19 protein-coding genes and 1 pseudogene are annotated in these 21751 nt (G+C 69.4%); 4 read left to right on the plus strand and 16 right to left on the minus strand.

All coding sequences use genetic code 11. The annotated features are described in order from the left end of the window. Positions 1-92 precede the first annotated feature (92 nt). Positions 93-1115, minus strand: a complete 1023-nt coding sequence (locus tag ACWELJ_RS19335; protein WP_452367513.1) for a serine/threonine protein phosphatase — start codon at positions 1113-1115, stop codon at positions 93-95. Positions 1116-1304: 189 nt separating this feature from the next. Here ACWELJ_RS19335 and ACWELJ_RS19340 point away from each other — a divergent pair, with 189 nt between their 5' ends. Continuing rightward, the gene (locus ACWELJ_RS19340) at positions 1305-1817 is read left to right on the plus strand and encodes a hypothetical protein (RefSeq protein WP_452367514.1); all 513 of its coding nucleotides are present in this window, start codon (positions 1305-1307) and stop codon (positions 1815-1817) included. A 72-nt stretch (positions 1818-1889) separates the two neighbouring features. Here ACWELJ_RS19340 and ACWELJ_RS19345 read toward each other — a convergent pair whose 3' ends face one another. The 9 genes from ACWELJ_RS19345 to ACWELJ_RS19385 form a co-directional block, all read right to left on the minus strand. Next, on the minus strand, positions 1890-2672 hold the full coding sequence (locus ACWELJ_RS19345) for a maleylpyruvate isomerase family mycothiol-dependent enzyme (RefSeq protein ID WP_452367515.1): 783 nt from the start codon (positions 2670-2672) through the stop codon (positions 1890-1892). Between the two features lie 8 nt (positions 2673-2680). Then, the gene (locus tag ACWELJ_RS19350; RefSeq protein WP_452367516.1) at positions 2681-3307 is read right to left on the minus strand and encodes a TetR/AcrR family transcriptional regulator; all 627 of its coding nucleotides are present in this window, start codon (positions 3305-3307) and stop codon (positions 2681-2683) included. An 84-nt stretch (positions 3308-3391) separates the two neighbouring features. Continuing rightward, positions 3392-4309: a LysR family transcriptional regulator gene (locus tag ACWELJ_RS19355; RefSeq protein ID WP_452367517.1), complete on the minus strand. Its 918-nt coding sequence runs from the start codon at positions 4307-4309 to the stop codon at positions 3392-3394. Positions 4310-4347: 38 nt separating this feature from the next. Then, entirely contained in the window at positions 4348-4743 is a 396-nt protein-coding gene (locus ACWELJ_RS19360) for an ester cyclase (RefSeq protein WP_452367518.1), read from the minus strand. Between the two features lie 96 nt (positions 4744-4839). After that, positions 4840-5751, minus strand: a complete 912-nt coding sequence (gene truB / locus ACWELJ_RS19365; RefSeq protein ID WP_452367529.1) for a tRNA pseudouridine(55) synthase TruB — start codon at positions 5749-5751, stop codon at positions 4840-4842. Between the two features lie 101 nt (positions 5752-5852). Continuing rightward, positions 5853-6527 carry a 4'-phosphopantetheinyl transferase Npt gene (gene npt / locus ACWELJ_RS19370; RefSeq protein WP_452367530.1) on the minus strand — a complete coding sequence of 225 codons (675 nt, stop codon included), beginning with the start codon at positions 6525-6527 and terminating at the stop codon, positions 5853-5855. Positions 6528-6775: 248 nt separating this feature from the next. After that, positions 6776-7732, minus strand: a complete 957-nt coding sequence (locus ACWELJ_RS19375) for a metallophosphoesterase family protein (RefSeq protein WP_452367519.1) — start codon at positions 7730-7732, stop codon at positions 6776-6778. Between the two features lie 84 nt (positions 7733-7816). After that, complete coding sequence (locus tag ACWELJ_RS19380; protein WP_452367520.1) at positions 7817-10582, minus strand: hypothetical protein; 2766 nt, start codon at positions 10580-10582, stop codon at positions 7817-7819. Positions 10583-10609: 27 nt separating this feature from the next. Next, the gene (locus tag ACWELJ_RS19385) at positions 10610-12292 is read right to left on the minus strand and encodes an Hsp70 family protein (protein ID WP_452367521.1); all 1683 of its coding nucleotides are present in this window, start codon (positions 12290-12292) and stop codon (positions 10610-10612) included. Between the two features lie 49 nt (positions 12293-12341). On the opposite strand from ACWELJ_RS19385, the gene ACWELJ_RS19390 reads away from it, so the two are divergent. Continuing rightward, positions 12342-12842 (plus strand): nucleotide exchange factor GrpE, encoded by a 501-nt coding sequence (locus ACWELJ_RS19390; protein WP_452367522.1) that lies wholly within the window; start codon positions 12342-12344, stop codon positions 12840-12842. A gap of 71 nt (positions 12843-12913) precedes the next feature. After that, entirely contained in the window at positions 12914-14059 is a 1146-nt protein-coding gene (locus tag ACWELJ_RS19395) for a Rieske 2Fe-2S domain-containing protein (protein WP_452367523.1), read from the plus strand. An 18-nt stretch (positions 14060-14077) separates the two neighbouring features. Here ACWELJ_RS19395 and ACWELJ_RS19400 read toward each other — a convergent pair whose 3' ends face one another. Both ACWELJ_RS19400 and ACWELJ_RS19405 read right to left on the minus strand, forming a co-directional pair. Beyond that, positions 14078-15313, minus strand: a complete 1236-nt coding sequence (locus ACWELJ_RS19400) for an MATE family efflux transporter (protein WP_452367531.1) — start codon at positions 15311-15313, stop codon at positions 14078-14080. Between the two features lie 534 nt (positions 15314-15847). Then, positions 15848-16456: a nitroreductase family deazaflavin-dependent oxidoreductase gene (locus tag ACWELJ_RS19405; RefSeq protein WP_452367524.1), complete on the minus strand. Its 609-nt coding sequence runs from the start codon at positions 16454-16456 to the stop codon at positions 15848-15850. Positions 16457-16937: 481 nt separating this feature from the next. Here ACWELJ_RS19405 and ACWELJ_RS19410 point away from each other — a divergent pair, with 481 nt between their 5' ends. Further along, on the plus strand, positions 16938-17441 hold the full coding sequence (locus ACWELJ_RS19410; protein WP_452367525.1) for a hypothetical protein: 504 nt from the start codon (positions 16938-16940) through the stop codon (positions 17439-17441). A 60-nt stretch (positions 17442-17501) separates the two neighbouring features. On the opposite strand, the pseudogene ACWELJ_RS19415 reads toward ACWELJ_RS19410, so the two are convergent. The 4 genes and pseudogenes from ACWELJ_RS19415 to infB form a co-directional block, all read right to left on the minus strand. After that, positions 17502-18547: pseudogene (locus ACWELJ_RS19415) on the minus strand (DHH family phosphoesterase). Further along, positions 18504-18956, minus strand: coding sequence for a 30S ribosome-binding factor RbfA (rbfA, locus tag ACWELJ_RS19420; protein WP_452367526.1), 453 nt, complete (start codon positions 18954-18956; stop codon positions 18504-18506). Before rbfA ends, ACWELJ_RS19415 begins: the two are co-directional and overlap by 44 nt. Positions 18957-18976: 20 nt before the next feature. Then, on the minus strand, positions 18977-19267 hold the full coding sequence (locus tag ACWELJ_RS19425; protein WP_452367532.1) for a DUF503 domain-containing protein: 291 nt from the start codon (positions 19265-19267) through the stop codon (positions 18977-18979). 110 nt (positions 19268-19377) lie between these two features. Continuing rightward, the gene (gene infB / locus ACWELJ_RS19430) at positions 19378-21183 is read right to left on the minus strand and encodes a translation initiation factor IF-2 (RefSeq protein ID WP_452367527.1); all 1806 of its coding nucleotides are present in this window, start codon (positions 21181-21183) and stop codon (positions 19378-19380) included. Positions 21184-21751: the final 568 nt, after the last annotated feature.

Consider the following 21751-nt stretch of genomic DNA (forward strand, 5'->3'; position numbering starts at 1 on the left):
CCCCTCCAGGATGTGCCACTCGGCGACGAGATTCGAGTGTTCGTGTCGAGATCGCGGGCGGGGAGGCGATGATCGGCTGCTCGATTGAGTGGTCAGGCGGGGAAGGCGGTGGGCGGGGGCACGTGGTTGGTGGGGAATTCGCCGTCGAAGAGTTTCCAGAGGAAGGCGTTCATCGCGGCGGCGGCTGGGGTGTGGCGGGCGAGGATCTCGGCCACCGCGGGTGGCAGGCCATCCGGGATTCGGCCTGCGGCGCAGTGGAGTACGTAGTCGTTGCGGGCGAGGGGGCCGCCGGTGGGTGGGGTCGGGATTCCGCAGACGTCGGTCACCAGCCAGTTGACCAGGCGCATGGCGAGGTAGGCGGCGTCGTAGGTGGCGTGGCGGGCGGCGAAGTCGCGTTCGGTGGGTGACAGGTCGAATCGGGGTGAGGTGGCGAGGCCGAAATCGGTGAGGTAGATCCGCTCGCCGTCGGCGCGCAGGTTGCCGAAGTGTGCGTCCATGTGCAGCAACCGGTGATCGCGCAGGCAGGCCACGATCTCGGAGAACTGGTGCTCGACTGCCGTGGCCTGGCCGGCTGGATTGTCTCGCAACAGGTTCGCGATCGAGTGGGGGATGTATTCGGAGAACAGGACCAGAGAGGACGGGGCGCTGGCCAGCGCTTCCAGACGTTCGCGCACCGCCGGTGACTCGCCCTGGGCGGCGACGACCGCGTCGATGTCGGCGTGTTCGGGGGCGATCGGTGGGCGGCCGGGCAGGACCCGCCAGTGGTAGAGCATGGGGAACGGTTGGTTCTCGCCGGTGAGGATCGCGTGGGTGACCATGGTGTTCGCGGCCAGCTCACGCCAGGCGTTGACGCTCGGGCCGCCGATTCCGTACTGGCAGTGGGGCGGGAGGTCGAAGAGGTTCGCGGTGGAGGCCGGGTGGGCCAGCTCCCGGTCGGAGAGCGGGATGCGTTTGGCGAACACCGGTTCGCCGTCGACGTCGAGGACGGCCGAGCTGCCGCCCACCCCCACGCCGACGGATCGGCCCTTGTCCATGAGCTCGGCGAGATCGGTGTCACCGGTGGAATCCAGTAGAGCCGAGAGCTTGTGGTGGCGTTCTCTTCTGGGGCCTGTCATCGGGCAATTCTGCCACCGGTCAGGTCGGGCTTGCCGGACCGACTTCGGCTGAGGCAGTGTGGGATTCGGCTGCCATCCGGCAGGCCACCGACGGAATCCACGCGCACGAGGAACGTGATGACCAACGCGAGACGGGCCACTCGGGCCGACAACGATCTGGACCCCGGATTCTTCGACAGCGCCGCGCAGGTGTCCGCGGGCTGGCTCGCGTGGAGTGAACAAACCGCGATCGATGGCCGGATCGAGGCGTTGTTCGGTGAGACGCTGCCGAGGCTGGAGGCGGCGCGAGGCAGCGACGCTCGCCCAGCGTGGGATGACCGGTTCAGTACCGCCGCGTTCGACTGGGTCGTGTCGCTGATCGATGCGGCCGTGCTCGACGCGGACGGACAGTACCTGACCGAAAACGATTGTCTCGCCGACCAATTCATCACCTACGTCGGTGAGTGGATGGTGCGGCGCGTCGAGGGGGTTTGGTTCAACTCGCCGGGGAACGGGGACCCGATCTTCGACGGCTTCGGCCCGGCGGTCGGTTACCGGTGGTCACAGGAGTCCGCGAACGACCTGGTGGTGTCGCTGTTCATGATGGCCGTGGCCGCCGATGACGCGCCGTACGCGTACTTCGTGGACCTGTTGTACGGGCGTGCACTGGAATTCGCCGACGAACGGGACCGACCGGAGCTGAAAGCGGAGCTCTTCGCCTAGTCCCCGCCGCGCCGCCCCAGGATTCGGGGTGGCGCGGCCCGTCCACGCGGCGTCGGAGCCACTGCCGGAGGGTCAGAACGGGACCTCGGTGCCGAGTGGGGCGGGGGTGGCGCCCCGGCCCGAGAGGGCGCGGCAGAATTCGATGGCGTCGAGTTCGAAGGCTTCGCCGTCCGGATCCGGGGAGGTCCAGGAGCCGCCGGCGGGGCCGGTGAGGGTGAGGCGGTAGGGCTTGTCGTGGCGGGCCGCCCATTCGCGGACCACATCGTCGACGATGCGGCCGTCGTGGTCGGCGGTCAGGGCGAGGGGGCGACCGGTGGCGTGGCTGAGATCGATGCGATGCATCCACGGGTCGCGGGTGAGGATGACGTCGATGAGGTAGCCGAGGGTCCATTGCTCGCGCTCGCCGTTGACCTGCTCGGTGTCGCTCATCGCGCGGCGGCGCAGGAATCCGGGGATGCGGCGGCGGCCCTTGGCGGCGCGCGGGCCGATCCGGTAGAGGTCGGCCACCAGTTCGGCCGGTGTGCGCCTGCTGAATTCGCGGACCTGCAGCGCGGTCAGCGCGTCGACCATTTCGGCCTCCCCGCCGAGCCGTTTGGCGGCGATACGCATCTGGCGGCGGGTCTCCAAGGGTGAGGAGGCCATCGTGGCCATGCCCACCACGTGCGAGACGAGTTGGTGCACGGTCCATTCCGTGCATTCGGTGGGCCGGTCCCAGTCGCCGGGCGCCAGAGCGGCGACGGCGTCGGCGACGCGGGCGTATTCGTCGGCCGCGATGCGCATGGCGTCCGGGCGGGCGATTCCGGGCTGCAGCGGCGTCTCGATGACACCGCGGACGGTGGTCTGGTTGTCACGCATGGCTTCCCCTAGTGCGATTCGGGCCCCGATGTCGCGGGGTCCGGCGGCAGGCCCACGCCGTCGGCCCACATCTCCACGGCCCGATCCAGCAGGCGGCGGCGGGTGTCGCCGCCGGGATCATTGGCCAGCTGCTGATCCACCAGGCCGGCGATCATGGCGAAGAGGATCTCGATATCGTCGCGGTCGGTCACCCCGGCCACACCCAGCAGGTCGACGAACGACCGGACCACCCGCACCGAGGGCGCGAACGCCTCCTCGGACGGGGTGAAGCCGGGAATCGTGCGCTGATTCATCAGCTGATAGCGGGCCAGGTCCGCCACCGCGAATTCGAAGAACACCCGCGTCATGACCCGGACCCGGGCCCGCGCGGCCGCCGGTAGCGTCCGCACTTCGCGCGCGGCGAGCGCCTCGTACTCCAGCCAGGCCGAGCCGAACATGGCGTCGTAGATGGCGTTCTTGGAGGCGAAATGCGTGTACAGCGAGGGCGCGCGCATCCCGACCCGATCGGCCACGGCCCGCAGGGTGAGCTGTGCGAGCCCGTGCTCGCGGGCCACGGACCACGCGACGTCGAGAATCTCCCGCCGAGTCGCCTCACGACGTTCGGCTTTCCTATCGCGCGTAGTTTCACCTAACACAGTTAGGAGTGTGAGCCGCACCACACCGGAAGTCAATAGCCGGACGACATGATCGACGGCCGGCGGTATCGCTGTTCGCCGGAATCAGTCCGGCGCGCAGCGTCCCGGACGATCCGAGGTGAGGCGCAGGCCGCCGGAGAGCGCGTCGGCCATGGTGTGCAGCAACGGGTTTCGTGTGGCCGCGCGCCACGCCGCCGCATAGGTGATCACCAGCGGCCGCGGCCGCAGCGGCCGCCACACCAGCCCCGGCACCGACGCCGTACGGGCCGAGCCGACCCCGATGGCCGCCGGACGCAGGGGCAGCAGTTGCAGCATCTGGGCGTGGCTCATGGCGCTGTCGCTCAACACCACCGACGCGCCCCGCTCACGCAGCTGCGCGAGCACCGCATCATGCACTTCCGGGGCCGCGTCGCGCGCGAACATGATGAGCTCCTGGTCCCCGATGCACGCCGGTTCCACCGAAACCGCCGCGGCGAGCGGGTTTTCGCGGGACATGACGATGCCGAGCTCCTCGTCGGCGACCGGGGCGCAGGTGAAGTGGTCGGCCAGGCGCACCGGCAGCCGTAAGACCGCCAGATCCACGTCGTCGCGATCGAGCAGCCGCGCCTGCTCCCCGCTGGTCCCCGTGGTCAGCGCCACCCGCACCCCGGGCTGCCGCGCCTTCACCAGCGCCTCGATCCGCGCCGGCAACCAGGACGGCGCCCCGTTCACCACCCCGAGCCGGAACACCGCGTTGCCCGGCCGGGCCACCGCCCGCGTCTCCCGCACCGCGATCTCGGCCGCCTCCAGCACATTCCGCGCCGTCTTCAGCAGCACCTCCCCCGCCGCGGTCAACTCCACCCCGTGATTCCCGCGGATCAGCAGCGGTCCGCCCACCTCCCGCTCGATGGCCCGGATCTGCTGGCTCAACGTCGGCGTGGAGATGAACAACCGCTCCGCGGCCCGCCGAAAATGCAGCTCCTCGGCCACCGCCACGAAATACCGCAACTGCCGCAATTCCACCCCTGAAGGGTAGGCCTCCCCGCCCCCTGGCACGCCGGTCAGGCCCAGCCCGGATGCGGTGCGGGCTGGGTGACGGTGGCCCACCGCTCGGCGATGCGACGACCTTGGAAGCGCCAGAGCACGAACCCCTGAAAGGTCATGGGTTGACCGGTCTTCCGGTCGGTCCAGCGCCAGATATTGCGGCACATGACCTTGTCCCCCTCGGCCAGCATCTCCACCACCGTGACATGCAGGCCCGGCAGCGCCTCGTACATACCGAGCATCATCTTCTCGTCACCGATCAGGTCGGTGGGTTGACCGCCCGGTCCGTCGTGGTCGAGGAAGTCGGGGGTCATGTTGCGGTGGATCACGGCGGCGTTGCGCCGGTTGACGAATTCCTCGAAATGGTCTGCCACGAACTGCTTCATGGAATCGAGGGACAGGTCGGTGGGCATGATCGCCTCCTCTGCGCGGACGACCATTCCATGGTGCCGCCCGATCGCTCACGCGGGTAAGCGATTGGGCGGCAACGGGTCAGAGGTTGGGCAGTGTCAGAGATTTGCCGGTCGGACGACCATGACGGAGGAGGCGCGCTTGCCGGACTCCTGGAGCAGGGCGATGGCGTGTCCGGAGGGGTCCATGGCCGCGTAAACGCCTGAGATACCGACCGGTTCGAGCCAGCGACCGTTGCGGAGATCATCGGCCTGGGTATCGGTGATGTCGCGCACTGGGAAGGCGGTCCGCACCGCGGTATCGATGTCCACGTTCAGGACCGGCTCGCCCGCCTCCGCGGCGGCCTCGACCTGGGCCAGGGTGCGGGCGTGATCGAGGGTGAAGGGGCCGACAGCGGTGCGGCGCAAGGCCGTGAGATGGCCTCCGACGCCGAGCTTTTCGCCGAGATCGCGGGCCAGCGCGCGGATGTAGGTGCCCGAGGAGCAGTCCACGGCCACATCCAGATCGACGAAATGGGTGGCGCCGGCGTCGATGTCGCGGCGGGCCAGGACGTCGAAGCGGCTGACCGTGACGGGGCGGGCCGCCAGCTCCACGTCCTCACCGGCGCGGGCGCGGGCGTAGGCGCGCTCGCCATTGACCTTGATGGCGCTGACGGTGGCCGGGACCTGCTGGATGTCGCCGGTCAATTCGGCTACGCGCGCGGCGATATCGGCGTCGGAGAGGTGCGCGGCCGACGTGGTCGCGGTGACCTCGCCTTCGGCGTCGTCGGTGACGGTGGACTGGCCCAGGCGGATGGTCGCCGTATAGGACTTGGTGGTCAGGATGAGCTGGCCGAGCAGCTTGGTGGCGCGCTCCACGCCCAGCACCAGCACGCCGGTGGCCATCGGGTCGAGAGTGCCCGCGTGGCCGACCTTCTTGGTGCGCAACAGCCTTCGGCTCTTGGCGACCACATCGTGGCTGGTCCAGCCGCCCTCCTTGTCGACGATCAGCAGGCCGCCGAAGGCGTCCACCAGCGGTGGCAACTTCTCCCGCTTGGTCCCGGCCTGACCGCGGCGCTTGCCACGCTCGGCCTCGGCACCGGTCGCACCGACCACGATCGATTCCTCCCCCATCAGGCCGTCACGATCGCGGTCAGGATCAGGCCGTCGCTGATCACCCAGCGGCCGTCGAAGGAGGTCAGCGGGGTGCCGCCATCGGTGACGGGGCCGGGGATCAGCAGGTCGCTGTGGAAGGTGCCCGCGCCGCCCGCGGCGGACTCCTCGTCCACGGTGAAGGTGATGTGCGCGTCCTCGAAGCCGAGCCACAGGCCGGTGAGCGGGAACCACGCCTTGTACGTGGCCTCCTTGGCGCAGAACAGGAGGCGGTCCAGGTGCAGGCCGGTGCCGGGGAGCACGGCCGAGAGCCATTCGCGTTCGGGCGCGAGACTCACCGATTCCAGGACGCCGTCGGGGAGCTGACCGTGCGGTTCGGCGTCGATGCCGATCGAGCGGAAGCGCAGCTTGTGGCCCAGGGCGGCGGCACGGTAGCCGTCGCAGTGGGTGAGGCTGCCGACGACGCCACGCGGGAACAGCGGTTCACCGGTGCCGCCCTTGCCGATGGCGACGGCGGGCTCGCCGAGCTGGGTCAGGGCCTGGCGGGCGCAGTAGCGCGCGCCGATGAAATCACGGCGGCGCTTCTCGACCGCGCGCGCGATCAGATGCTCTTCGCCGGGATGCGGTTTCAGATCCTCCGGGTAGGCGGTCAGCTCGGCCGCCGCGACCCCGTTCGGGAGAATTCTGCCGAGTATGCGCGCCGACTCCGTCGCCGCGACTGCCCGCTCCTCGATGACCCGCCTCCTGCTCGCTTCCACCAACTGCCGAATCGAGCCTACCGGGCGGTCGACGCACCGACTGCCCCGTGCGGCCGGGTGGCCCGTGCGGCCGGGTGGCCCGGCGGCTCGATTCCGAAAGACCCACCCGCAGGCGGCACGGCAGGCCACCTCGCCACGCTGCCCGGATGAACCCCACTCGACTGTTGTTCGGACCGGGCCGCTGTTCAGACCAGGCCGCGACGGCGTTCGGCCTGCTCCTTCATCTTCAGCGCGGCCGCCTGCATCTCCGGGGTGATCTTGAAGTGGCCGCCCCACTCGTTGAGGGTGTCGCCGTAGTCGGGGACGGGCAGGATCTGGCGCAGCAGCTTGTCGGGCAGGCCGCGGCGCTGCCACTCACGCGGGTAGCCGAGCGACACCTCCTCGAAGCGGACGCCGTCGTACCAGGTGGTGCGCGGAATGTGGAGGTGGCCGTAGACGGCGCAGACCACGTTGTAGCTGGTGTGCCAGTCCGCGGTCAGGTCGGTGCCGCACCACAGGGAGAACTCCGGGTACCACATCATGTCGACCGGCTTGCGCAGCAACGGGAAGTGGTTGATCAGGACCAGCGGAGTGTCGGCGGGCAGCGCGTCGAGGCGGCGCTGGGTGTACTGGACGCGGGCGTGACACCAGGCGTCGCGAGTCAGGTACGGCTCGGCCGACAGCAGGAACTCGTCGGTCGCCACCACATTGCGGTCCCGGGCGATGGCCAGGCCCTCGGCCTTGGTCTTCGCGCCCTCCGGCAGCCACGAGTAGTCGTAGAGCATGAACAGCGGGGCCAGGGTGACCGCGCCGCCGAACTCCTCGGCGCCCGCGCCCTCCCACACCGGGAACGGGTCCTCGGGGGTGATGACGTCCAGATCCCGGCACAGCGACACCAGGTAGTCGTAGCGGGCCGCGCCGTGCATCTGCACGGGATCCTTTGCGGTGGTCCACAATTCGTGATTGCCGGGCACCCAGATGACCTTGGCGAAGCGGCCGCGCAGCGTCTGCAGGGCCCAGCGGATGTCATCGGTCTTCTCGCCGACGTCACCGGCCAGGATCAGCCAGTCCTCGGGGGAATCCGCGTGGATCGCCTCCACCACCGGCTTGTTGCCCTGATGACCGACATGGATGTCGCTCACCGCCATCAACTTCGGGATCACCCGGTTCCGCCTCTCTGTTCACGACCGTCCTGGCAGCAACCATCCCGGCCTCCACCAGATTCCCATGCGAGGCGGAAACCGGCGTCACCGCACCCAGCGAAGGCGCGCCGCGGCGCCGAATCCGGCCGCGACGGTGAGGGTTCCGGACGGCTCCCGGCGACACGACGCCACCGCCACATGACACGGGCGCGGAATCTCGGCGGGAATGCGCACACCGCCCTCGATCTCATAGCGCATATTGGTGACCTTCCAGCGCCGCGCGTGCGGATCATCCGGGTCGACGGGCGGCGCGTCGGCACGGGCCACCACCATCACCTCGGTGATACCGGTCGGCCACTGGAAGACCAGCAGACCCTCGCGCTCACCGAGCCCACGCACGGTCGGCATGCCGCTGGGCTCGGCGTCCGGTGAGGCGAACGCGCGATTCCCGGCGGAACCGGTGGTCGCCGAACTCCCCGCGGTTCCGCCCGCCGCCGCGCTCCCGGTGAAACCGCCCGCCGCCGAGGTCCCCGCGGAACCGGCCGCCGTTGGGCCCCCCGCGGAACCGCCCGACATCGAACGTCCCGCGGAATCGGCGGCTGTCGGGCTCCCGGTAGCAGCCGCGGCGCCGCCGGGGTGTCCGCCGGACGCCGCGGCTCCCGCACCGGCGGAACCCCGGTCCGAGCGGGTCATGTCCGAGGCGCGGCCCGAGATCGAGGCGACCACGCCGTACACCGGCACCGGTCCGGCGGGCGCGCCGCCGTCCTCCATGGCCACGCCGCGGGTGCGGCCGACCACGCGCCAGGAACCGTCCGCGAGCAACCGGGTGATGCGGTACTCGGCCTGATCGGTGGTGGACGGGGTCCAGGTGATGACGACCGTGCCGTCCGGTTTCCGGCTGACGGTGACGCGTTCGGGAGCGGCGACGCGGAGTTCGGCCAGGGCCGCTCGAGCCTCGGCGTGGTCGGCGCAGACCTCGAGGACTTCGCGCACCGCCTGCATGCGCAGGCCGGGATCGGTGGGCAGAGCCTCGAACAGGCGTCCGGCCTCGATCACCGCGGCCCGCGCCCTGCCGATCAGCAGTTCCCGGCTCGCGCCCCGCGGATCCGGATTCGCGACATCGGCGGCCCGCCGATCCAGGAAGTCCAGGTGCTCGGCCAGCGCCTCCACGAATCGCCGACCCGCACAGCACGACACGGCGGCCCGCCAATGCACGACCGCCTCCGCGAGCACCCGCTCGACGTCCTCCCCCACCGCGCGCACCGATCGCGCCGCCGCCGCGTCATCGCCCACCAGCCGCCGCGCGTCGGCGACGAAAGCCGCCGCCTCCTTGGGCTTTCCAGCCCGCAACGACGCCCGAGCCGCCCGCAACGCGGCCTCCCACGGCCGCCCGGATCGCGTCGGCCCGTCATACGGCGTCCGCTGCCACTGCTCCGCTTCGGGAGCCCCAGGCGAATCCGCACCGCCCCGCACCGGCACGCCGCCGCCCGAGAACCCTTGCCCGCCACCTGATCCAGCCGCACCGCCACCTGATCCAGCCGCACCGCCACCTGATCCGGCCGTACCGCCACCTGCTGCGGCCGCTCGGCCACCAGTCCCAGCCGCACCACCAGCGGTGCCGGCCGCTCCACCAGCGGTCCCAGCCGCACCGCCACCGGTCCCAGCCGCACCGCCACCGGTTCCAGCCGCACCACCAACGGTCCCGGCCGCACCGCCACCGGTCGCGGGAGTCGCGCCCGAATCACGGTGTGCCCCACGTTGTCCTGCGAGCGGCGAGGGCTGTCCGGATCCGGTCCCTCCACTGTCCGTCGAGGGTTGCCGTGAACCAGTCGATGTTGAGCCGGTGTGCGCGGCGCCCGCGGATCGGGGCGGAGCGGCGAGGTGTTCGCGGCCCTCGACGGTGGTGCCGAGTTCGTCGGCGAGGGCGATGAGGACGCGTTCGGCGGTGGCGCGGTCGAGGCCGGCGGCGATGGCCAGGCCGAGGAGGTAGTCGAAATCGGGTGCGACCAGGAGATCTTCGACGAGGACGGCGGCGCGGACCTGGGGCCGCAGCTGGTCGGTGACGGATTCGGTGATGGTGAGCAGGTAGGCGTCGACCAGCGGGCCGCCGGGCTCGAGCAGGTCGCCGATGTGGATGAGAAGCTCATCGAGGACCGCGCGCAGGCGGCCCGGCGGGAGTTCGCGGGTGCGGGCGCGCAGGGCCTCGGCGCGCAGGCGGATCTCGTTGCTGCGGTGGGCCGCCGAGAAGTCCATGCCGAGCAGCGACAGCAGGGTGGGCACCGGGTCCCCCGCGATGAGCCGCTCGTATTCGGCCAGCAGCGACCGGATCTGGCGGCGACGCTCGGTGCTCAACTCGGGCGCGGCCGGGGGCGGCGGCGGGGCGGGGGCCTCGTCGATGATGCGGTGGCGGCGCACCCGGTCGGCGACCTCGGCGACGGTCAGCCCGCCCAGGCGGCCGATATCCTCGAGGCCCGCGATCTTCCCGGCGGGAATGCCGTGGTGCCGCTGGATCAGTCGCTCGATGGCGGCATCGAGCATCTCGTAGCGTTCGGCGTCGCGACGGCCGCGCAACTGCTTGACCCGGTCGGCCTCGATCAGCCGGGAACCGGTGTGCAGCAGCGGCTCGGACAGCTCCTGATGCGCCTCGACCAGCAGCCCGGCCAGCACCCGGAACTTGGGGTGGTCGCGCAGCTTCTGCCACAGCGCCCACACCTGCTCGACCCGCGCGGCGACCTCGGCGTCACTCAGGCGGGGCGCGTCGGCGAGCGGAATGTCGTACAGCTCGAAGGCATCCGACTCCGCGAGGCCGCCGCGGCGTTCGACGGCGGCGAGGACGCGTTTGCGATAGTCATTGGGATCGAAGGCGTGCATGGCTTTTCGTCGGACAGCGTATACCGGTCAGGAGTTGCGACGGCGGGTGCGCTGCAGCTGATCCAGCTCGCGCTCCACGTCCGCCTGCGACAGGGTGGCCCCGGTCTGCACCGACAAGGTCAGCGGCAGATCGGCGTCCACATGGTAGGCGGTCACGTGCAGCACACCGTCGAATCCCATCTCGAAGGTCACCCGGACTTCACTACCCTCCGGATACCCGGGCGGGATATCACGAATCCTGCCCTCCACCAGCACCTTCGTGTCCTCGGGCCGGGTCGAGGCGGCCTGCCCCTGCTGTTCGACGATGGTCAGCTCGATCTGCTCCTGGTTCGCGCGCACCGTGCCGTAGGAGCGCCGCACCTTGATCGGCAGCGTCTGATTGCGATGCACCAGCCAGCTTGCCGCTAGCCCGTTGAACGGATCCAGCGCCAGCACCCCGAACCCGCGCGACACCACGGTGTCCACCTGGATCTCGATCATGCGGCGCACCAGGCTCACCGGCTGCCCGAAGGATCCGGCCACCCGCGCCAGCGAGCCCTCCAGGTCGCCGGGATCGGCGTCGGTCAGCGGGGCGCCGTCGCGCAGCCGCCCCCGGGTCACCAGGTCCGCGGCCACCAGCCGCTCCATCTCCAGCTTCTCGCCGTAGAGCGCGGCCCCGCGCGCCACCGACAGATCCGGGTCGCGCAGTTCGCCGGTGAGCCCGAATTCCTTGTGCAGCTGCTCGGCCACCATCGGCATCCGGGACGAGCCGCCGACCAGCAGCAGCCGGTCCACCTGCCGCACCCCGCGCTGCTCGGCCGCCGCCAGCACCGCCTTGGTCAGGTCCAGGGTGCGCCGCATGAGCGAGGCGGTCAGCGATTCGAGGTCGGAGCGGGTCAGCGCGATCACCGCGCGCGCACCGTCGTGCGCGATCACCACCTCGGTGTCCTCGGCGGTGGTGAGCTCCTGTTTGGCCTGTTCGGCGGCCAGCACCAGCATTTGGGAGCCGACCGAATCATCCAGGGGGTCTTCGGCATCGGGGTTGGCCGCGCAGAACCGCTGCGACAGGTACAGCGCCACGCGTTCGTCCCAGTCCGCGCCGCCGAGCTGATGGTCGCCCTCCACGGCGAGCACCGAGATGCGGCGATCGGCCAGTTCGATGACGGTGGCGTCGAAGGTGCCGCCGCCGAGGTCATAGACCAGCACGGTCTCGCGTGCGGGAGTCTTGCCGAGTTCGATGCCGCCGTCCAACCGTCCGAAACCGTAGGACAGCGCGGCCGCGATCGGCTCCGAGAGCACACCCGCCACATCGAATCCGGCATAGGTGCCCGCTTGGATGGTGGCGCGGCGCTCCTCGTCACCGAAGTAGGCGGGCACGGTGATGACCGCGCGCCGCACCGGTTCGCCACCGGAGAACTCGGCATCGGCGGCAAGGCTTTTCAGGATGAGCGCCGATATCGCGGGCGCGGACCACAGCTGCCCGTGCGCGCCGAACCGCCATTCCGCGTCGCCCATGCGGCGTTTCACCAGGGTGCACACATTGTCAGGGTCGAGCCGGGCCTGCCGGCGGGCGCCCTCGCCGACCACATGGTCGGTCGCGGAGGCGAACAGCACGACGGAGGGAACGGTCGGTTCCCCCTGCAATCCGACCAGCACCTGCGGCCGGCCATCCGCGTCGATTGCCGCAATTGCCGAATTCGTTGTGCCCAGATCGATTCCATAGACCCCCATGGCGGCGATGGTAGCAGTCGCCGACGACAGCGGGGTCTATCGTTCGTGCATGACCGATCCAGCCCCGGCGGCCACGATTCCCCAGGTGGACCCCGCGACCCCGCTCGACCGCATCACCGAGCGCATCGACGACCTCGCGCGCGTCATCGCCCGGCAGGCCGCCACCATCGAGCGACTAGCCGACGCGGCCAAGCTCCAGCGCCGCGACGAGCGCGCGGACGCCGACGCACCCCTGCTGCGCGACCTGTTCGCGCTGCACGGTCTGGCCCAGACCTTCGTCTCCACCTCGAATTCCGAGCCGGACCGGCAAGGCTTCGAGGCCATCAACCGCCGCGTCGAGCGCATGCTCGCCGAACGCGGCGGCGAGCTGGTGACGCCGTTCCGGGGCACGGCGTTCGATCCGGACACCATGGAGGCCGCCGAGATCGTCGGCACCGACGACCGGGACGCGGACAAGACCGTGGAGTCGGTCATCCAACCGGGCCTGACCATAGGGGATCGCTCGATCCGCCCCGCGAAAGTCGTTGTGCGGCGCTATCGAGGGGTCTGATTCCGGACCAAAACTGACACGTGTTCTATTAGGCTGCTGGTGCAGGGACTGATCGATCGCGGAGGACGCAGATGAGTCAGCACTATCGCAGCATCGATGTCGGCGAACCGATGACCCGGTTCGCCCGGGGGTGGCATTGCCTCGGGCTCGCCGAGAGCTTCCGGGACGGACAGCCACATTCGGTCAATGCCTTCGGCACCAAACTGGTGATCTGGTCCGACAGCACGGGCGAACTGCACGCGCTGGACGGCTACTGCCGGCACATGGGCGCGGACCTCGCCTACGGCACCGTCAAGGACGACAATATCGCCTGCCCCTTCCACGACTGGCGGTGGCGCGGCGACGGCAAATGCGCCGCCATTCCCTATGCGCGGCGCGTTCCGCCGTTGGCGCGCACCAGGTCCTGGATCACCTGCGAGGAGAACGGGCAGTTCTTCGTCTGGAACGACCCGGAGGGCAATCCGCCGCCCCCGGAAGTCGCCATTCCGCACATCGAGGGCATCGAGACCGACCAGTGGAGCGACTGGGACTGGAATTCGCTGCTCATCGAGGGCGCGCACTGCCGGGAGATCATCGACAACAACGTCGATATGGCGCACTTCTTCTACATTCACTTCGCGTACCCGGTGTACTTCAAGAATGTGTTCGAAGGGCATGTGGCGACGCAGTTCCTGCATTCCAAGGGACGGCCGGACGTGCACGCGAAATCGAATTACTCGCAGGAGATGTCACTGCTGCGGTCGGAGGCCTCGTATTTCGGGCCCTCCTACATGATCAACTACCTGCACAACGACTTCGGCGACAACACCGTCGAAGTCGCGCTCATCAACTGCCACTACCCCGTCACCCACAACTCCTTCATGCTGCAGTGGGGTGTGAGTGTGCAGCGCATTCAAGGGCTGCCGCCCGAGAAATCCGAGAAACTGGCCAAGGCGTTCGGTAAGAGCTTCGGCGTCGGCTTCCTGCAGGACGTCGAGATCTGGAAACACAAGACCCGCATCGACAATCCCCTGCTCACCCAGGAAGACGGGCCGGTCTACCAGCATCGCCGCTGGTACGAGCAGTTCTACGTCGACGTCGCCGACATCAAGCCGGAAATGACGGCCCGCTTCGAATACGAGGTCGACACCACCCACGCCAACGAGAACTGGCAGGCCGAAGTGGCGCAGAACCTCGAGAAGCAGGCCGCCGCACAGGCCAACGGCTCCGCCGAATAGCGCCGCCGCCGGGACGGATCACGACATCCGTCCCGGCACCTCCGATCCCACCCGGGCCCAGCGGCCCGACAGCGCCCGCCACGACACCGTGATCAGGCGCAGGACCAGGAACGCGACCAGGCCGGTCCAGATTCCGCCGATGCCCCAGTCGAATTCGAGCGACAGCCAGATCATCGGGAGAAAGCCGAGCAGGGCCGAGCCGAGGGTGGCGTTGCGCAGGAAGGCGGCGTCGCCCGCACCGAGCAGGACGCCGTCGAGGGCGAAGACCACGCCGCCGATGGGGATGATCGCGACGAAGAACCACCAGACCACATTGGTGCGGTCCAGCACGGCGGGGTCATCGGTGAACAGGCGCGGGATCAGGGAGTGACCGGCGGCGAAGCAGACCGCCAGCACCGTCGCGAACATGGTCGACCAGGCCGTGACGCGCCGGGCCAAACCCTGTGCCCCACGCGCGTTTCCGGCCCCCAGCGCCGCGCCGACCAGAGTCTGGGCGGCGATGGCCAGCGAATCCAGTGTCAGCGCGATGAAGTTCCACAGCTGCAACACCAGCTGATGCGCCGCCACCGACGCCGCACCGAACCGGGAAGCCACCGCCGCCGCCGACACGAACGACGCCTGGAAGGCGAGACTGCGCACGATCAGATCGCGCCCCAGCACCAATTGCGCCTTCATGATCTCGAGGTGCGGCGCGATCGGCACATGCGCCTGCCACAACGCGCGCGCGAACAACGCGCCGGACACCGCCTGCCCGGCCAGATTCGCGACCGCCGACCCCTCCAGCTCCATCCGCGGCGCGCCCAGCAGCCCGTGCACCAGCGTCGGGCACAGCACCCCCGAAACCACCAGCCCCGCAACCACATACATCAACGGCCGCCGCGTCTGCTGCACCCCGCGCATCCACCCGTTCCCCGCCATCGCCAACAGGATCAACGGCACCCCGAACAACGCGATCCGCACCCACGACTCCGCCGCGTCGGCGATATCGGCCCCACCGGCGATGGCCCGCGTGATCGGCCCCGCGAACACCTGCACCACCACCACGATCGCGAACCCCGCCCCCACCGCGATCCAACTGGCCTGCACCCCCTCGACGACCGCCCCACACTCATCCCCCGCCCCATGCCGCCGCGCCGCCCGCGCCGTCGTCCCATAACTCAAGAACGTCAACTGCGAACTGACCTGCGCCAGAATCAAACCCCCGACCGCCAGCCCCGCCAACGCCAATGCCCCCAGCCGCCCCACCACAGCCATATCGAACAGCAGATAGATCGGCTCAGCGACCAGCACCCCGAGGGTCGGCACCGCGATCCCGAGAATCCGCCGCGGCCCCGCACTCGCCGCCTCCGCACCCCGCGCGACCGCACGCTCGCGCCTGGCCTCTTGATCATCTCCTCCCGAAACCTGCCGGTCACCGTTCACCGCCCCCGAGCCCCCGACTCCATTCGCTGCGGCTCTGCCACCCCCGGCCACGGCCGGGGATCCCGGATCCTCCCCGCCACCCGCCACGATCTCCGCACCGCTCATCCGCCCACCCTCCCATATGGGCCCGACCGAACCGCCCGTCGAGGGCTGTGAGCGGGCAAATATACGGTCCGGTCCGCTCCCAGCCCGGCACCGGCTAGATGCGCATGTCCGCATTTGAACATGCGGGCTGCTCGCAGACCGATCGATGACAGCCCAGGCCAGCGCTGGAAGGAGCGGTGGTGCGGGCCCTGCGTTTTCGCCGAGAACCGGCCGTCGCTCTGGTGAACCGCTCCCCCGGAACATGGCCGGAGGCCGGTGGTTTCATTCGCGGCGGGAACGCCACCACAATGCCGCGACCGTCACGGCGGCGGCCGCGAGGGCCGGGCGGGTGTACGGGGACCGGGGGCGCGGTGGTGTGGCGCCGCGGATGGCGGCCAGGCGTTGCGGGGTCGGGGTTACGGGGTGGAGTTCGAAGATGCGGAAGGTGCGGCCGCCGGAGAGGTCGTGTTCCATTTCGTAGCCGGGCCAGAATTCGACGGCGGTGTCCCAGGCGCGTTTTCGTTCCACGCCGGTGATCTGGGTGACGGTGACCGGGAAGCGCCGGCCGCCGACGTGGACGGTGGCGGTGGTGGCCGAGCGCAGGTTGGCCGACCAGGAGGGGTGGGCGGGGCTGCCCCAGTTGGAGCCGATGAGCAGGATGCTGTCGCCGTGGGGGACGTAGAGCAGTGAGGTGGTGCGCGGGAGGCCGGTCTTGCGGCCGACCACGGTCAGTTCGAGGGAGGGCAGGCCCGCGATGTCGAGGACGCCGTTGCGTCCCCGGGTGATTCGCCGGACCATGCGGTCGGACGCGAGAATCGTGCCGGATGCGTTCATGACCCAGCGCTGAGTGCCGAGACGGCGGGCGATGCGGGGCAGGACTGTGGACGCCATGGGAATTCCTCACCGGTATCGGGAGCTCCGCGAACGCGGTCGCGCAGGCCTTAACCCACTTCGAAAATGCTGAAACGTCCTTGTCAGCAAGCGTATTCGCGCGGAAGCCCCCGGACTGTTCCCCCGGCAAGCCGTCGGCGGAGGATGGTTGTCGCATCCACTGTAATAACAGAGTCGCCCGCGCGTGCGCCGAGCCCGAAATCACATGAGCCCGGCCGGGGAACGTCGCCGATGCCGACCCTCCGGAAACCCAGTGCCGTTCCGGCATGACCTGCGCCGCGGTGACACGAATCGACATGGTTTGGCGCGTTCGGCCCCATCCTCAGCTTCACGACCGGGCGGGCAGCCCGCGAGCATCGGCTGCGGCCGCCACCAACTCGATCCCCGGTAGACACTGGCAAGTCGGCACCAGCCGACAGCGGCAATTCGCCGTGCGACTACCAGCCGAGAAGACCCCTCGGGGCCTGGTATGAAGGCGGCTATGACGACTGAACTGACCGTGTTTTCCGACTACCGGCAGATCCACTTGCTGGACAGTGGCTCTTCCACCCAGTTGGCGGATCGCTGGTCCGATTCCACACTGCTCGGCTATCTCGCGCTGGCGGACGACGGGATCGGCATCCGCACCGGGGTCGACGGTGACGTGACTGTCAGCATTGACGTAACCGGCGTGGCGCCGGCCGATGACAACGATGCCTTCGACACCGTGACCGAGTGCAGCCTGCGAGCCGACTCCGGTGTGTTGAGAATTGCCTGTCCAACGTTCGGCACAGGCGACGGTGATCCGGTGTGGGTTCCGAAGGGGTGGCTGCGGGTGCGTGTGTCCTTGACGAAGTCGCCCGATGATGATGAATACGGCGAGGACTCTGATGATCCCGCCGATTGGCAGCACGTCCGGATTCAGTGCTGGCCCGCTGAGCCCGCTGACGCAGTGTTGATCAAGGGGTGGAATCCGCAGACGAGTCAGCTGCTCGATCAGGGTTGAGGGTGTGCACCATATCTCGGGGTGTTTCCTCGAGCCCGGTCGACGGATGCCGAACCGGCGCTAGCCCCCGTCGCTCAAGCGGGATTTCAGCGTCTCGATCAGGTCGTCCTGCGAACCGGTCGCGCTGTACCCGGCGGCATAGCGGTGCCCGCCGCCGCCCAGCGACACCGCCACCCGAGCCACATCGACGCCGGGACTGCCGTCCGCGTTGGCGTGCGAGCGCAGCGAGACCGTCCAGCGGCCGGGTTCGGTCCGCGACTCCTTGAACACGGCCGCGACCTGGGCCTCGGCCGAGGTGCGGATCAGGTCGATCACGCTCTCGACCTCTTCGGAACGAACCCCGCCGGTGTCCTCGCGGCGCACCACCGTGTAGACCAGGCCCGCCCCCGCGGCGGCATCGGGCAGCAACTGGGCGGACCCCAGTACCCGCGACAGCATCCGCAGCCACGCGAACGGGTGGGTGTCCATGAGTGTCCGGGTGATCGCCGCACCGTCGATGCCGGTGGCCAGCAGCCGTTCGGCCAGGGTGTGGGACCCGGGACGCACCCACTTGAACGAGCCGGTGTCGGTGACCAGACCGGCGTAGAGGCAGTGCGCGATCTCCGCGTCGAGCGGTTCGGACCAGGCCTCGAGGATGTGGGCGATGACGCCCGCGGTCGACTCGGCGGCCTCGTCGACGATGTTCACCGCGCCGAAGCGGGTGTTCGAGCGATGGTGATCGATCACCAATGTCGTTGCGGCGCCGCTCAATCGGTCCCGCAGCACGCCGAGCCGATCGGCGCTGCCGCAGTCCACCGCGACCAGCACATCCACCTCGGCCGGCACCTGATCCGGCGCGACCAGCAGCTCGGTCCCGGGCAGTGATCGCATGGACATCGGCAGCCGGTCCGGTTCGGCGAAGGCCACGACCACCGGGACCCCGCGCCGACGCAGGACCTGCGCCAACGCCAGCCCGCTGCCGAGGGTATCGGCGTCGGGCTGGATATGGCACAGGATGGTCACCGACTGCGCGGCGTCGAGAATCTCGACCGCCGGGGTGACGTCGACGGGGGTCACCGGAGGTCAGGCGTCGTCGTCTTCTTCGTCCTCGTCGCTCTTGTACGGATCCTCGTCACCGGCGTAGCTCGCGCCGACCGCGACCTGCGCGACCCGCGCGTCGCTGGCGCGGGCCTTGGCCAGCAGCTCTTCCATCTCGCGCGCCGCGTCGGGCACGGTGTCGAGCTTGAACGCCAGCGTGGGGGTGAACTTCACCCCGGTGCCCGCGCCGACCTTGGACCGCAGGATGCCCGCGGCGGCCTTCAGACCGGCCGCGGCTTCCGCGTAATCGGGTTCGGCGTCGATGGTTTCACCCATGACGGTGTAGAAAATCGTCGCCTCGCGCAGATCACCGGTCACCTTGGAATCGGTGACGGTGACGAACCGCAGTCGCGGATCCTTGATCTCGTATTCGATCGCCGTGGCGACGATCGACGAGATGCGCTTCGCGAGTCGGCGTGCTCGGGCTTGATCAGCCATGACGAGCGCTCCTCACTTCTTCAGTCTTCGGGTCCGAAGATGCGGCGGCGTACTGCCAGCAACTGTAACTCCGGACGGTTGGCGACGTGCCGTTCACACTTGTCCAGCACCTCGGTCAGGTGGTTCATGCCGTAGCTGACCATTGCCACACCGAGCAAGGCCCGTCGATAACGGTCATGATCTCCGCCCTCGGTGACACTCACGTCGAACCTCTTCAGGTCCGCGAGGATGGGGCGGATGACAGAGCGCTTCTCTTTCAGTGAATGCACATCACCGAGCAAGATATCGAACTCGAGCGCTCCGAAGAACATCTTTTCAGTCATATGAACGCGCCCCGGGGAATGCGCGTGCGGTTACCCGGAAAGGTAAGGGGCGCAACCCCGCCGGGCCCGAAGGCCCGGCGGGATCACGTACTGCTCGCCTAGTCGCGCGGCTTCTCCCGCAGCTCGTAGGCCTCGACGATGTCGCCTTCCTTGATGTCGTTGAAGCCGACGGTCAGACCGCATTCGTAGCCCTCGCGGACCTCGGTCACGTCATCCTTCTCACGACGCAGCGACTGGATGGTGGTCTCGGCGACCACGACGTTGTCGCGGATCAGGCGCGCCTTGGCGTTGCGCTTGACCGAACCCGACAGCACCCAGCAACCGGCGATGTTGCCGAACTTGGAGGAACGGAAGATCTGGCGGATCTCCGCCCGGCCCAGCTCGTGCTCCTCGTAGATCGGCTTGAGCAGACCCTTGAGGGCCTTCTCGATCTCGTCGATCGCCTGGTAGATGACCGAGTAGTAGCGGATGTCCACGCCTTCGCGGTTCGCCAGCTCGGTCGCCTTGCCCTCGGCACGGACGTTGAAGCCGATGATGATCGCGTTGGAGGCCGACGCCAGGTTGACGTTGGTCTCGGTGACGCCACCGACACCGCGGTCGATGACGCGCAGACGCACCTCGTCGCCGACATCGATACCGAGCAGCGCCTCTTCGAGGGCCTCGACGGTACCGGAGTTGTCGCCCTTGAGGATCAGGTTCAGCTCCGAGGTCTCCTTCAGAGCGGCATCCAGATCTTCCAGGGAGATCCGCTTGCGGCTGCGCGCGGCCAGGGCGTTGCGCTTGCGAGCGTTGCGGCGGTCGGCGATCTGACGCGCGATGCGGTCTTCCTCGACCACGAGCAGGTTGTCGCCGGCACCGGGCACCGAGGTGAAACCGATGACCTGGACGGGCCGCGACGGCATGGCCGCCACGACGTCGTCGCCGTGCTCGTCGACCATGCGGCGGACGCGACCGTAGGCGTCACCCGCCACGATCGAGTCGCCGACCCGCAGCGTGCCGCGCTGGATGAGCACGGTCGCCACCGGACCACGACCGCGGTCGAGGTGGGCTTCGATGGCCACACCCTGCGCGTCCATGTCCGGGTTCGCCCGCAGGTCCAGCGAGGCGTCCGCGGTCAGGACCACGGCCTCGAGCAGCGACTCGATGTTGGTGCCCTGCTTGGCGGAGATGTCGACGAACATGGTGTCGCCACCGTATTCCTCGGCCACCAGACCGTATTCGGTCAGCTGCTGGCGAATCTTCTGCGGATTCGCGCCTTCCTTGTCGATCTTGTTGACCGCCACCACGATCGGCACGTCCGCGGCCTGCGCGTGGTTGATGGCCTCCACCGTCTGCGGCATGACGCCGTCGTCGGCCGCGACCACGAGGATCGCGATGTCGGTGGCCTTCGCACCACGGGCACGCATGGCGGTGAACGCCTCGTGACCGGGGGTGTCGATGAAGGTGATGAGACGGTCTTCGTCGTTGACCTCGGCCAGCACCTGGTAGGCGCCGATGTGCTGGGTGATGCCACCGGCCTCGCCCTCACGGACGTTGGCCTTACGGATGGTGTCCAGCAGTCGGGTCTTACCGTGGTCGACGTGACCCATGACGGTCACGACCGGCGGGCGGACCTGCAGGTCTTCCTCGTCGCCGTCGTCCTCGCCGTAGGTGAGGTCGAAGTTGGCGAGCAGCTCGCGGTCCTCGTCCTCCGGGGAGACCACGTGCACGACGTAGTTCATCTCCGAACCCAGCAGCTCGAGGGTCTCCTCGTTCACCGACTGGGTCGCGGTCACCATCTCACCGAGGTTGAACAGCGCCTGGACCAGCGAGGCCGGGTTGGCGCCGATCTTCTCGGCGAAGTCCGACAGCGAGGCGCCGCGGGCGAGACGCACGATCTCGCCGTTGCCGCGCGGCAGCCGCACGCCACCGGCGATCGGAGCCTGCTGGTTCTCGTACTCGGCGCGCTTCGCCCGCTTCGACTTACGGCCACGACGCGGAGCGCCACCCGGACGTCCGAACGCACCCGCGGCACCGCCGCGACCGCCACCGGAACCCGGACGGCCACCGCCGCCACCACCGGGGCGACCCCGGAAGCCACCGGGAGCACCCGCGCCACCACCGGCACCGGCACCCGCACCGGCGCCACCGGCACCGGGAGCGCCGCCACCGCGGTAACCACCGCCGCCGCCACCGGGACGACCGCCGCCGGCGCCCGGACCACCCGGACGCGCCGGACGACCTGCGCCACCCGGACCGGCCGGACGCTGCGCGCGAGCGGGCATGGCGCCCGGGTTCGGCCGAGGCGGCATCGAACCGGGGCTGGGACGCGGACCGCCGGGACGGGGACCGCCCTGACCGGCGGCCGCCGGGCGGGGACCACCCTGGCCGGGGCCGGGACGCGGAGCCGACATGCTCTGGCTGCCAGGCGATTCCGTGCGCAACCTGGGCGCCTACCAGGCCACCACCCAGGACGTCGTCGACCACCAGCTG

The organism is Nocardia sp. NPDC004582 (genome assembly GCF_053602115.1).